This window comes from Pseudomonas protegens CHA0 (assembly GCF_000397205.1).
Classification (GTDB): Bacteria; Pseudomonadota; Gammaproteobacteria; order Pseudomonadales; family Pseudomonadaceae; genus Aquipseudomonas; species Aquipseudomonas protegens.
Genome location: NC_021237.1, coordinates 3,528,078 through 3,540,812, shown reverse-complemented (window position 1 = coordinate 3,540,812; position 12,735 = coordinate 3,528,078). Strand labels below are relative to the sequence as shown.

General features: G+C 64.4%; 10 protein-coding genes. 3 read left to right on the top strand and 7 right to left on the bottom strand.

Features of this window, described 5'->3' with window-relative positions:
- Nucleotides 1–237: 237 nt before the first annotated feature.
- The 3 genes from PFLCHA0_RS15865 to PFLCHA0_RS31840 form a co-directional block, all read right to left on the bottom strand.
- Nucleotides 238–462 carry a hypothetical protein gene (locus PFLCHA0_RS15865; protein WP_015635710.1) on the bottom strand — a complete coding sequence of 75 codons (225 nt, stop codon included), beginning with the start codon at nt 460–462 and terminating at the stop codon, nt 238–240.
- Nucleotides 463–754: 292 nt separating this feature from the next.
- On the bottom strand, nt 755–2,497 hold the full coding sequence (locus PFLCHA0_RS15860; protein ID WP_011061432.1) for a phosphoethanolamine transferase CptA: 1,743 nt from the start codon (nt 2,495–2,497) through the stop codon (nt 755–757).
- Nucleotides 2,498–2,741: 244 nt separating this feature from the next.
- On the bottom strand, nt 2,742–2,918 hold the full coding sequence (locus PFLCHA0_RS31840) for a DUF6026 family protein (protein WP_015635709.1): 177 nt from the start codon (nt 2,916–2,918) through the stop codon (nt 2,742–2,744).
- Nucleotides 2,919–3,326: 408 nt separating this feature from the next.
- On the opposite strand from PFLCHA0_RS31840, the gene gnd reads away from it, so the two are divergent.
- The 3 genes from gnd to PFLCHA0_RS15845 are packed head-to-tail and all read left to right on the top strand — an operon-like array spanning nt 3,327 to nt 6,639.
- On the top strand, nt 3,327–4,307 hold the full coding sequence (gene gnd, locus PFLCHA0_RS15855; RefSeq protein ID WP_015635708.1) for a phosphogluconate dehydrogenase (NAD(+)-dependent, decarboxylating): 981 nt from the start codon (nt 3,327–3,329) through the stop codon (nt 4,305–4,307).
- Complete coding sequence (gene zwf / locus PFLCHA0_RS15850; RefSeq protein WP_015635707.1) at nt 4,304–5,821, top strand: glucose-6-phosphate dehydrogenase; 1,518 nt, start codon at nt 4,304–4,306, stop codon at nt 5,819–5,821. Before gnd ends, zwf begins: the two co-directional genes overlap by 4 nt.
- Complete coding sequence (locus PFLCHA0_RS15845) at nt 5,803–6,639, top strand: HAD family hydrolase (protein ID WP_015635706.1); 837 nt, start codon at nt 5,803–5,805, stop codon at nt 6,637–6,639. Before zwf ends, PFLCHA0_RS15845 begins: the two co-directional genes overlap by 19 nt.
- A gap of 90 nt (nt 6,640–6,729) precedes the next feature.
- Here PFLCHA0_RS15845 and nhaB read toward each other — a convergent pair whose 3' ends face one another.
- The 4 genes from nhaB to PFLCHA0_RS15825 form a co-directional block, all read right to left on the bottom strand.
- The gene (gene nhaB, locus PFLCHA0_RS15840) at nt 6,730–8,232 is read right to left on the bottom strand and encodes a sodium/proton antiporter NhaB (protein WP_015635705.1); all 1,503 of its coding nucleotides are present in this window, start codon (nt 8,230–8,232) and stop codon (nt 6,730–6,732) included.
- 405 nt (nt 8,233–8,637) lie between these two features.
- Entirely contained in the window at nt 8,638–10,692 is a 2,055-nt protein-coding gene (gene paaZ, locus PFLCHA0_RS15835) for a phenylacetic acid degradation bifunctional protein PaaZ (RefSeq protein WP_015635704.1), read from the bottom strand.
- Between the two features lie 60 nt (nt 10,693–10,752).
- Nucleotides 10,753–12,399 (bottom strand): cation acetate symporter, encoded by a 1,647-nt coding sequence (locus tag PFLCHA0_RS15830; protein WP_015635703.1) that lies wholly within the window; start codon nt 12,397–12,399, stop codon nt 10,753–10,755.
- A complete protein-coding gene (locus tag PFLCHA0_RS15825) occupies nt 12,396–12,704 on the bottom strand; it encodes a DUF485 domain-containing protein (RefSeq protein WP_011061425.1) in 309 nt (102 codons plus the stop codon). The genes PFLCHA0_RS15830 and PFLCHA0_RS15825 overlap by 4 nt, the downstream gene beginning before the upstream one ends.
- Nucleotides 12,705–12,735 lie beyond the last annotated feature (31 nt).

The window sequence follows — 12,735 nt, the reverse complement described above, 5'->3', positions numbered from 1 at the left end:
ACCCAGCTAATTCAACTGATTAACCAGGCTGTCCGATCAGTGGCGAGTGGCATGGTGCGGCGATACTAATTGAGCCGGGGCACTGCGGGCGGCAGATGACCGGGTTGTCATCTGCCTGTCATGCGGGTGCAAGAGAAGGAGGGCAGCCCCTATGAAAAAGGCGCCCGCAAGGGCGCCAAACATCCACTTCTGGCAAAGGAGCAGATTGCCGGGAAGGGGTATCGCTGGAACTGGGGGTCAGGCACCAGGCTGTTGTTGCTTGGCATCCGAGGCGGAATAGTTGGGCTCGGATTTCTGCTTTTCGGCTTTTGCGGTGTTTTCGGTCTTGTCGCCATGAAGTTGCTGCTGGCTAACGCGGAAGTTGTCATAGAAGCGCTGCATATTTTCCGAGCCACCTTCGGCAAAGGCCGCGCTGGAACCTACCAGAATCAGGCCGCTTAATACCAAAGTTGAAAGTTTCATGCTGTTTTTCCTGCTTAAGAATGTTCGGTACTTGTTACGTCCCTGCACAAGAAGTGATGGGCGAAAGTTTCACCGAAGTGTATTAAGCGAGGGTTAACGTCAGCCTGAAGTGCTGATTACAATTTCGACATCATGTGTCTTTGCCGGCGCTTGGCTGCGCTGGCCGGCAAGGGCACCGCCTTGAAGGCGCCGCCTGCGGACGCGGCCTGGTGCAAAAAAAAGCCCCGGGAACCGGCCAGGGTTCTCGGGGCTGTTTGCCGGCAAGCCGGATCCTGCGGGCGTGACAGGGGGCTTACTTCTGTACCACCGTGGCTTCGACCGGAGCCTTGGGTTTCATCAGGCTGAAGTCGATCAAGGGCTTGCTCTGGCGCGAGTAGGGGTCGCCGATCAGCAGCGGGCGTGGCTTGAAGCTGTCGCTCACCAGGCTGCGGCTGTGGTCCAGCTCATCGAAACTCAGGCCCGCCAGGTCCGCCCAGGTGTGAATCAGCTGGGAACTCATGTAGGGGCGGCTGAGGTCCGAGGCAAAGCTCCAGTCATGGGTTTCCCGCCATTTCGGCGAGGCCCAGGCCATGAACGGAATGGTGTACATCGGCGCCGTCGGCCGGGCTTCGTTGCGGCCCAGGGTGTCATGGCCGGCGGAGTCGAAGACGTCCTCGCCGTGGTCCGAGAGGTACAGCAGGAAACCGTTGGGGTCGGTCTTGGCGTAGTTCTTGATCAGGTTCGAGACCACGAAGTCGTTGTACAGCACGGCGTTGTCGTAGCTGTTGTAGGTGGGCAACTGGTCGTCGCGCACGCCGGCCGGTACGCCCTGGCGATCATTGAACTTGTCGAAGCTGGGCGGGTAGCGGTACTGGTAGCTCATGTGGGTGCCCAGCAGGTGGACCACGATGAACTTGCGCGGTGCGCTGTCGGCCAGGGCCTTGGAGAACGGTTCGAGCACGTCGCCGTCGTACTGGCGGGCGTTCTGGTTGCGGTTGTTGTTCAGGTACACCTGCTCGTCCGCCTGTTCGGAGAAGGTGGTGAGCATGGTGTTGCGCTTGGTCATGGTCTGCTGGTTGGTGATCCAGTAGGTCTTGTAGCCGGCCTGCTTCATCACGCTGACCAGGGACGGGCTCTTGAGGTACAGGTCGGGGTTTTCTTCGTCGGCGAAGGTCAGTACCTGCTGCAGCGCCTCGATGGTGTAGGGGCGCGGGGTGATGACGTTGTTGAAGATCGCCAGCTGGTCCTTGAGCTTGTCCAGCTCCGGGGTGGTCTGGCGCGGGTAGCCGTACAGGCTCATGCGCTGGCGGTTGGTGGATTCGCCAATGACCAGTACCAGGGTCGCCGGCTGGTTGGCCATGCTGTCCTTGAGGTTGGTCAGGGGGGCGATCTTGCTGGCGCTGGCGAGCATGCCCTGCATGCCGTCCAGTTGCTCGCGGTAGCGGCGATAGGCAATCACCATCTGCCAGGGCACGGCGGGCTCGATGCGGGTTTCGAATTTCTCCAGGCCGGCGGCCAGGGTATCGGCGCGGGAGATCTGCTTGACCAGCGGGTAGCCGACGATGGCCACCAGGATTGCCGTCGCCGCCACCAGGGCCTGGCCCCGAGGCAGGTAGACCGGGCGCAGGCGGGTCCAGAGGAAGAAGGCGAATGCGCTATGGGCGAGGAACGCCAGGAGCATCCACCAGGCAAAGTACTGGGTCAGGTATTCACCGGCTTCCGAGGGGTTGGACTCGAACATGATGAAGATGACGCTTTGCGAGAACTCCTGCTGGTAGACGAAGAAGTAGCCCAGGCTGGCCATGGAACAGGCCCAGAGCACCACGCCGATCACGGCGGCCATGACTTTGGTGCGCGCCGGGAACAGCAGCATCGGTGCCAGCCAGATGGCGCTCATGAAGAATGCCTGGCGGAAACCGGTGAAGCCGGAGGTGTCGGTCAGCTGGATCAGCAGTTGGGTGATGCCGGAGAAATACCAGAAGAACAGGAACAGCCAGAGCAGCCCCATCCAGTCAAAACCTTTCGCAGATGCACTACTGCGTTTGAACAATGCCATTGAGCGCTCCCCAGGGATCCAGATTCATTGCGCGCCAAGGGCGTCGCGAATGAGCGCCGTCTTGTAACAAGACGGCCACAATGGCCGGGAGTATCGACAGGCAAGTGTGAAAACTTTGTCAGCTGAACGTCGCTATTTTGTGGTCTGCAACGGGGGGCTATGGCGGTATGGCGAGGGAAGGCGGCTTGGCCCGGGACCTACAGCGGGGCTGAACGCAGGTCGGGCCTGCGTTCAGGGGCGAGGCTCAGCTCGCGGAGGAGAGGTGTAGCGGCGCCGGTTGACCCTGGCTTTGCAACTGCAGGCGCAATTGTGCGAGCTCCCGTTGCAGTTGATCGCGTTCGTCTTTGAGTTGACGCAATTCGTCACGACGAATGGTGACGTACAGGGTTTGTGCTGGTCGTGCCGGTAGTACTGTGCCCATTGCTTCACCTCGCAAATGGCGTGTCTCAACTATGCTTCGCTGGCCGCATCCCTTGCGCAAAGCACTATCGGCGGCAATTTTATTTCTTTTTCGGGCAAAGGGAACTTTTTTATTTTTCGCGGTCGCTGTGTCTTCGCGCAGACTTGCAGCGTTATCCACCCATGGCCAGGGAAACTTCAGGGGCTGGCACGGGACTAATCTTCATTGTTCTGCTGCCCGTCAGGGGAATTGGCTGGGGCCGGTCGATGGGTAATTCGCGCCGTCGGGGGTAAAAACTCGGAATCTGTCTGAAGATTGCGCTGTCTTGGGGCTTCTTGCCTTGTATAGTTGCGCCCCTCGGGATTTTGCCCCGGCCCACTGGGCTATAACTTTTTTTGATCAGAATTTTTGCAGTAGGAGCATCAGCACATGCAACTGGGGATTATTGGACTGGGCCGCATGGGCGGCAACATTGCACGGCGCCTGATGCTCAATGGGCACGAGACCGTAGTCTTTGACCGCAACACCGACTTCGTCAGCGCCCTGGCCGCTGAAGGCGCCAAGGGCGTCGCCGACCTGCCGGCCCTGGTGGCGGGCCTGGAAAAGCCCCGGGCGGTCTGGGTCATGCTGCCCGCGGGCGCACCCACCGAAGACACCATCGACACCCTCAGCCAGTTGCTGGAGCCGGGCGATGTGATCATCGACGGTGGCAACACCTACTATAAAGACGACATCCGCCGCGCCCGCGACCTGGCGCAAAAGGGCCTGAAGTATATCGACGTCGGCACCTCCGGCGGCGTCTGGGGCCTGGAGCGTGGCTACTGCATGATGATCGGCGGCGACGCCGCCGAAGTGCTGCGCCTGGACCCGCTGTTCGCCGCCCTGGCGCCCGGCATGGGCACCATCCCGCGGACCAAGGACCGGGTCGCCGATGACGACCGCGCCGAACGCGGCTACATCCACGCCGGCCCGGCCGGCTCCGGGCACTTCGTCAAGATGATCCACAACGGCATCGAGTACGGCATGATGCAGGCCTTCGCCGAGGGCTTCGACATCCTCAAGACCAAGGCCTCGGAAAGCCTTCCGGAAGACCAGCGCTTCGACCTCAATGTCGCCGATATCGCCGAAGTCTGGCGCCGTGGCAGCGTGGTGTCCTCCTGGCTGCTGGACCTGACCGCCGATGCCCTGGCGGGCGATCCGAAGCTCGACGGCTTCTCCGGCTCGGTGGCCGACAGTGGCGAAGGGCGCTGGACCATCGAAGCGGCCATGGAGCAATCGGTGCCGGTGCCGGTGCTGTCCAACTCGCTGTTCTCCCGCTACCGCTCCCGCGGCCAGGGCACCTACGGTGACAAGCTGCTGTCGGCCATGCGCTTCGGCTTTGGCGGCCATGTGGAGACCGGGAAAAAATGACCACCACGCGAAAGAAGTCCAAGGCGTTGCCGGCGCCGCCGACCACGCTGTTCCTGTTCGGCGCCCGCGGTGATCTGGTCAAGCGCCTGCTGATGCCGGCGCTGTACAACCTCAGCCGCGACGGTTTGCTGGATGAGGGGCTGCGGATTGTCGGCGTCGACCACAACGCGGTGAGCGACGCCGAGTTCGCCACGCTGCTGGAAGACTTCCTTCGCGATGAAGTGCTCAACAAGCAAGACCAGGGGGCGGCGGTGGATGCCGCCGTCTGGGCCCGCCTGACCCGGGGCATCAGCTATGTCCAGGGCGATTTTCTCGACGACTCCACCTATGCCGAACTGGCGGCGCGGATTGCCGCCAGCGGCACCGGCAACGCGGTGTTCTACCTGGCCACCGCACCGCGCTTCTTCAGTGAAGTGGTGCGCCGCCTGGGCAGCGCCGGGTTGCTGGAGGAGGGGCCGCAGGCTTTTCGCCGGGTGGTGATCGAAAAACCCTTCGGCTCCGACCTGCAGACCGCCGAAGCCCTCAACGGCTGCCTGCTCAAGGTCATGAGCGAGAAGCAGATCTATCGCATCGACCATTACCTGGGCAAGGAAACGGTCCAGAACATCCTGGTCAGCCGTTTTTCCAACAGCCTGTTCGAGGCATTCTGGAACAACCATTACATCGACCACGTGCAGATCACCGCGGCGGAAACCGTCGGCGTGGAAACCCGTGGCAGCTTTTATGAACACACCGGTGCCCTGCGGGACATGGTGCCCAACCACCTGTTCCAGTTGCTGGCGATGGTGGCCATGGAGCCGCCCGCTGCCTTTGGCGCCGATGCGGTACGTGGCGAAAAGGCCAAGGTGGTGGGGGCTATCCGCCCCTGGTCCGTGGAAGAGGCCCGGGCCAACTCGGTGCGCGGCCAGTACAGCGCCGGTGAAGTGGCCGGCAAGGCCCTGGCGGGCTACCGCGAGGAAGCCAACGTGGCGCCGGACAGCAGCACCGAAACCTACGTTGCGCTGAAGGTGATGATCGACAACTGGCGCTGGGTCGGGGTGCCGTTCTACCTGCGCACCGGCAAGCGCATGAGTGTGCGCGACACCGAGATCGTCATCTGCTTCAAGCCGGCGCCCTATGCACAGTTCCGCGATACCGAGGTCGAGCGCCTGTTGCCGACCTACCTGCGGATCCAGATCCAGCCCAACGAAGGCATGTGGTTCGACCTGCTGGCGAAAAAGCCCGGGCCGAGCCTGGACATGGCCAACATCGAACTGGGTTTTGCCTACCGCGACTTTTTCGAGATGCAGCCCTCCACCGGCTACGAAACCCTGATCTACGACTGCCTGATCGGCGACCAGACCCTGTTCCAGCGCGCCGACAACATCGAGAACGGCTGGCGCGCGGTGCAACCCTTCCTCGATGCCTGGCAACAGGACGCCAGCTTGCAGAGCTACCCGGCGGGCGTGGATGGCCCGGCAGCCGGGGATGAACTGCTGGCCCGGGATGGCCGCGTATGGCGACCCCTGGGGTGAGTGGCGTGCAGGCGCGGCCTGTCGAGTTCCTCCTCAGTGACATGGACGGCACCCTGTTGCGCCCCGACCACAGCCTCAGCCCCCGCACCCTGGACGCGGTCCGTGCGCTGCGCGAGGCCGGGGTGGCCTTCAGCCTGGCCACCGGACGGCCGCCGCGGGCCATGCTGCAGCAGATCGAGGCCCTGGGCGTCGACCTGCCCACTGCCGGCTTCAACGGCGGCAGTATCGTCAAGCCCGATGGCAGTTTCCTGGCTCGTCACCATGTTCCGGTGGAAGCGGCGGTCACCGCCTTGCTGCTGTTCGAACCCTGCCCACAGGTCGAGACCTGGGTGTTTGCCGACAACGAATGGCTGCTGCGCAACCTGGACGGTGCCCTGATGCCCCTGGAGCGCCAGGCGCTGGGTTACGCCCCCAAGGTGGTGGACAGCTTCGAGGAATACCTGCCGCGCATCGACAAGATCGTCGCCGCCAGCAGCGATCACCGCTTGCTGGTGCAGTTGGAGGCCCGCCTGCAGGCCGCCACTGCAGGGCAGGCCCAGGCGTCCCGTTCCCAACCCAGGTTCCTCGATCTCACTGCCTTGCAGGCGGACAAGGGGCAGGCCCTGGTGACCCTGGCCGAATACCTGGGGGTGCCGCTGGAGCGCACCGCGGCCCTGGGCGATGGCGGCAACGACCCGGCGATGTTCCAGCGTGCCGGCCTGTCGATTGCCATGGGCCAGGCGGAAGAACAGGTCAAGCGCCAGGCTGATGTGATCACCGGCAGCAACCTGGAAGACGGCGCCGCCGAAGCCATCGAGCGCTATATCCTCATGCGTTGAGGGCCGTGGCCCGGCATCGCGCCGGGCCGCGGCCCCCAGTCCTGCACCCATTGCGCCCCATCTGCAGTCCCGGGGCGCCCCAAGCAGCGGTTACAACCAGTAGCTCACCGCGTACCAGCCCAGCAGCCCCATCACCACGGTGTAGGGCAGGGCCATCCACACCATCCGTCCGTAGGACAGGCGTACCAGCGGCGCAATCGCCGAGGTCAGCAGGAACAGGAAGGCCGCTTGGCCGTTGGGCGTGGCCACGCTCGGCAGGTTGGTACCGGTATTGATGGCGATCGCCAGGGTTTCGAAGTGCTCGCGGCTCATCTGCCCGGAGATGAAGGCCTGTTTCACTTCGGTGATGTAGATGGTGGCCACGAACACGTTGTCGCTGATGGCCGAGAGCAGGCCATTGGCAATGAACAGCATGCCCGGCTGCTGGTCCGCCGGCAGCGCCAGCACCCACTGGATCAGCGGGGTGAACAGCTGCTGCTGGTGAATCACCGCCACCACCGCAAAGAACACCACCAGCAGGGCGGTGAAAGGCATGGCCTCCTTGAACGCGTTGCCCAGGCGGTGCTCGTCGGTGATCCCGGTAAAGGCGGTGATCAGTACGATCACCAGCAGGCCGATCAGCCCGACCTCGGCCACATGCAGGGCCAGGGCGACGATCAGGATCAGTGCCGCCAGCCCCTGCACCAGCAGGGCCGCGCGCTGGCGCGAGGTGCGCTGGGCATCGTCCTCGGCGGCGTAGTTGGCCAGCACCTGGCGCACGTTGTCCGGCAGCAGGGTGCCGTAGCCGAACCAGCGCAGCTTCTCCAGCAGTACGCAGGTCACCAGGCCAGCCGCCAGGACCGGCATCGAAACCGGTGCCACCTTGCTGAAGAAATCGGCGAAGTGCCAGCCCATTTCATGGCCGATCAGCAGGTTCTGCGGTTCCCCCACCAGGGTGCACACACCGCCCAGGGCGGTGCCCACGGCGCCATGCATCAGCAGGCTGCGCAGGAAGGCGCGGAACTGCTCCAGGTCGTCATGATGCAGGGCAGGCAACTGTTGGTCGTCGGCGAAGGCGCTGTCCTGGCGCGGGTCATTGCCGGACGCCACCCGGTGATACACCGAATAGAAGCCTACCGCGGCGCTGATGATCACCGCGGTGACGGTCAGGGCGTCGAGAAAGGCCGAGAGGAAGGCCGAGAGAAAGCAGAACAGCAGGCCCAGCAGCGCCTTGGAGCGCACCCCCAGCAGCAGCCGGGAGAACAGGTAGAGCAGCAACTCCTTCATGAAATAGATGCCGGCCACCATGAACATCAGCAGCAGGATCACCGGGAAGTTGTGCACCAGCTCGTCATACAGCGCCTGGGGCGTGGTCATGCCCAGCACCAGTGCCTGTACCAGCAGCAGGCCGCCGGGCATCAAGGGGTAGCACTTGAGGGCCATGGCCAGGGTGAAGATGAATTCGATCACCAGGCACCAGCCGGCGGCGGCCGGGCTGACAGCGAAGAACAGCAGAGGGTTGAGCAACAGGAACGCGACAATGCTTGCCTTGTACCAGCGGGGTGATTGGCCGAGAAAATTGTGGGCGAACGCCTGGGCCATTGAACCGGACATTGGCGGCTCCTTGTAGTGAGAAGCGCGCAACTTGCCCCATGGCGGATTGAGAATCAAGAATTGATGAAATCTTTTGCGACAAACTTCGCCAGCGCCCCAGCGGTCGCCAGTGCACGACCTTACGTAGGAGCCGGCTTGCCGGAGAAGAGGGCGAAGAGGGCCTCGAGTCTTGCGCAGTCCTCAAGCACGCCTTCGCTGGCAAGCCAGCTCCTACGGGGGGCTGGCGGCGCAAAACTGTTGTAGGAACCGGCTTGCCGGCGAAGAGGGCCTTGAGTCTTGCGCAGTCCTCAAGCACGCCTTCGCTGGCAAGCCAGCTCCTACGGGGGGGGCTGGCGGCGCGAAACTGTTGTAGGAGCCGGCTTGCCGGCGAAGAGGGCCTGGAGCCTTGCGCAGCCTTCAACGGTTTCACTCAGTACGCTTGGCCACCAGGGTCAGGATGTCGTAGCTGGCCACCACCTCGCCCAGCTGGTTGCTGACTTCCACATCCCAGGCCACCACTCCTTGCGGCGTGCCCTGGGGGCTGAGCTTGCCCTGGTCGATCTTGCGCTTGCAGGTCAGGCGCGCCTGCAGGGTGTCGCCAATGCCCACCGGGGTGATGAAGCGCAGGGTGTCCAGGCCGTAGTTGGCCAGCACCGGGCCGGGGCCCGGGGAAACGAACAGCCCGGCCGCCGCCGAGAGCACGAAGTAGCCATGGGCGATGCGCTTGCCGAACTGCGACTCCCTGGCGGCAATCTCGTCGAAGTGCATATAGAAATGGTCCCCCGACAGGCAACCGAAGTTCACCAGGTCGGCCTCGGTCACGGTGCGCCGGTGGGTCAGCAGGGATTCGCCGATCTGCAGGTCCTGGAAGTGCCGGCGGAAGGGGTGGACCTCGGTTTCGATCACCTGGGCACCGCGCACGTACTCGCCGGTTACCGCCGCCAGCATGCTTGGCGAGCCCTGGATCGCCGCCCGTTGCAGGTAATGCTTGACCGCCCGCAGACCGCCCAACTCTTCGCCACCCCCGGCGCGGCCCGGGCCGCCATGCTTGAGCTGTGGCAGGGGCGAGCCGTGGCCGGTGGATTCGCCAGCACAGTGGCGGTCCAGCACCAGCAAGCGACCGTGCCAGGCCGCAGCCCGGGGAATGACCTGGGCGGCAATGGCCGGGCTCTTGGTGACCAGGCTGGCCACCAGGCTGCCCTTGCCGCGAGAGGCCAGCTCCAGTGCCTGGTCCAGGTCGTCATAGGCCATCAGGGTGCTGACCGGGCCAAAGGCTTCGATGTCGTGGGCGCCGCCCTCGGCCATGGGATCGCGCGCCAGCAACAGGGTCGGGGCGAAGAACGCGCCCTGGCTGACGTTTGTGCCTCGGGGCTCGAAGCCGTCCCGGGCACCGAACAGCAGGTCGCTGCTGTGCAGCAGGCTTTGCAGGCGCTCGGCCACATCGCGCTGCTGTTCATGGGAGGCCAGGGCGCCCATGCGCACACCTTCCACCGCCGGGTCGCCCACCACCACCTTCGACAGGCGTTCGCGCAACCTGGTGGCCACCACATCCAGTTGTTTGGCGGGGATGATGGCGCGGCGGATGGCGGTGCACTTCTGCCCGGCCTTGACCGTCATTTCCCGTGCCACTTCCTTGATGAACAGCTCGAACTCCTCGTCGTCCGGGCTTACGTCCGGGGCCAGGATCGCGCAGTTCAGCGAGTCGGCCTCGGCATTGAAGGGTACCGAATGACGGATCAGGTTCGGGTTGGCCCGCAGTCGTCCGGCAGTGCTGGCGGAGCCGGTGAAGGTCACCAGGTCCTGGCCTTGCAGGCGGTCCAGCAGGTCGCCGGTAGCGCCTATCACCAATTGCAGGCTGCCTTCGGGCAGCAGCCCGGATTCATGCATCAGCCGCACCGCGGCCTCGGTCAGGTAACTGGTGGCGCTGGCCGGCTTGACGATGCAGGGCATGCCGGCGAGGAAGCACGGGGCGAATTTTTCCAGCATGCCCCAGATCGGAAAGTTGAAGGCATTGATGTGCACGGCCACGCCACCCCGGGGCACCAGGATGTGGCTGCCGGCAAAGCTGCCGAGCTTGCTCAGGGATTGCGCCGGGCCTTCGTGCAACAGGTTGCCCGACGGCAGTTCCCGGGCGCCGAGGCCGGCGTAGCTGAACAGGGTGCTGTTGCCGCCCTCGATATCGATCCAGCTGTCGGCCCGCGTCGCGCCGCTGTGATGGGACAGGGCATAGAGCTGCTCCTTGCGCTCGCTCAGATACAGCGCCAGGGCCTTGAGGCGCTGGGCCCGCTGCTGGAAATCCAGGGCCAGCAAGGTCTTGCCGCCCTGATGGCGACCAAAGGCCAGGGCCTCGGCGAAGTCCGGGGCCTCCTCGTGGGTGCGCGCCACTTCATGCCCATCGATGGCGCTGCGCAGTGACTGGGCCGGATGCTGGCCGAACCAGCGGCCGGCGATGAAGCTTTGCAGAGTAGGAGCCTGTGGCATGGGGATTCCTCCAGAGGGTGAACCGGGTTCGAGCGCGGCAGCCCGCGCTCATGGATGGGGTCAGTGATGAGTGGCGCCGGATGCGCCAATGCCGGTCATGGAACGGATGAACTGCGCCAGGTAGCGCCCGCGCTCCAGTTCGGCCCGGGGCGAGCGGTCGCTGACGGAGAAGGCCCAGGCACAGAAGAACGCCAGGCTCATGGAAAACAGCGCCGGGTTGGCATAGGGAAACAGCGCCTGGGGGTGATGCAGCACATTGACCCAGACCGCCGGGCTGAGCATCAGCAGCACAATCGCCGAGACCAGGCCAGCCAGGCTGCCGCCCACCGCGCCGCGAGTGGTGAGGCCTTTCCAGAACATGGAAAGAAACAGCACCGGGAAATTCACCGAAGCGGCGATGGCCAGCACCAGCCCCGAGAGAAAGGCAATGTTCTGCGATTCGAACAACAGCCCCAGCAGCACCGCCAGCACCCCGATGCACAGGGTGGCGATCCGCGAGACGCGCATTTCCTGCCGGGTGCTGGCCTGGCCCTTGCGCAGCACGCAGGCGTACAGGTCGTGGGAGACCGCCGAGGCGCCGGACAGCGCCAGCCCGGCCACCACCGCCAGGATGGTGGCGAAGGCCACGGCCGAGATGAAGCCCAGGAACAGGTTGCCGCCCACCGCCTGGGCCAGGTGCACGGCAATCATGTTGGCGCCGCCGATGATCGCGCCGCCGGCATCGCGGTACTGGGGCTCGGTACCGACCATGACGATGGCGCCGAAGCCGACAATGATCAGCAGCAGGTAGAAGTAGCCGATGAAACCGGTGGCGTAGAACACGCTCTTGCGCGCTTCCCGGGCATCGCTGACGGTGAAGAAGCGCATGAGGATGTGCGGCAGGCCGGCGGTGCCGAACATCATGCCCAGCCCCAGGGAAATGGCATCGATGGGGTTCGACAGCAACCCACCCGGGGCCATGATCGCGCTGCCCTTGGCGTGCACCGCGCTGGCCTGGGCGAACAGCGCCTCGCTGCTGAAGCCGAAGTGCTTGAGCACCATGAAGGCCATGAAGCTGGTGCCCGAGAGCAGCATCAGCGCCTTGATGATCTGTACCCAGGTGGTGGCCAGCATGCCGCCGAAGGTCACGTAGCAGACCATCAGCAGGCCCACCAGCATCACCGCATAGAGGTAGCTGATGCCGAACAGCAGCTCGATCAGCTTGCCGGCGCCGACCATCTGCGCCACCAGGTACATCAGCGCCACGCTCAGGGTGCCGAAGGCCGAGGTCAGGCGCACCGGCGTCTGGGCCAGGCGATAGGACACCACGTCGGCGAAGGTGTACTTGCCCAGGTTGCGCAGGCGTTCGGCGATCAGGAACAGGATGATCGGCCAGCCGGCCAGCACCCCCAAGGCGTACAACAGACCGTCGTAGCCATTGAGGAACATCATTGCCGAGATGCCGAGGAAGGACGCCGCGGAAATCATGTCGCCGGCGATCGCCAGGCCATTCTGCAAGCCGCTCATGCCGCCACCGGCGGTATAGAAGTCGCTGGCGGAGCGGGTGCGCCGGGCGGCCCAGCGGGTGATGCCGAGGGTCATCAGGACAAACACCAGGAACATGCCGATGGCGTTCCAGTTCAATGGCCGCGCCGGCGTGTCGGCCGCCAGGGCCAGGTCGGTGGCCAGCAGGCAGGGCAGCAGGAATAGAGCGAGCGGGCGCTTCATGGCTGGCACTCGCGCTTGAGCTTGTCGTTCAGCGGGTCCAGCAGGCGGTTGCTGCGGTAGACGTAGAAGCCGGTGAGGGCAAAGGCCAGGCCGATCATAGCCACGCCCACCGGCATGCCGACGCTGGTGGCTCCGCCGGCCAACGAGCGCCCCAGCAGCCCGGGGTGGAAAGCCACCAGCAGTACGAAGCCGTAGTAGGCCAGGAGCATGATCAGGGTCAGCGACCAGTAGAGGCGCTGCTTGCGCCGCACCAGCTGGATGAAGTCCGGATGGCGGGTGATGCGGGCGATCTGTTGTGGGGTCATGGCGCGTTCTCTTGTTTTTGTTGTTGGTGGC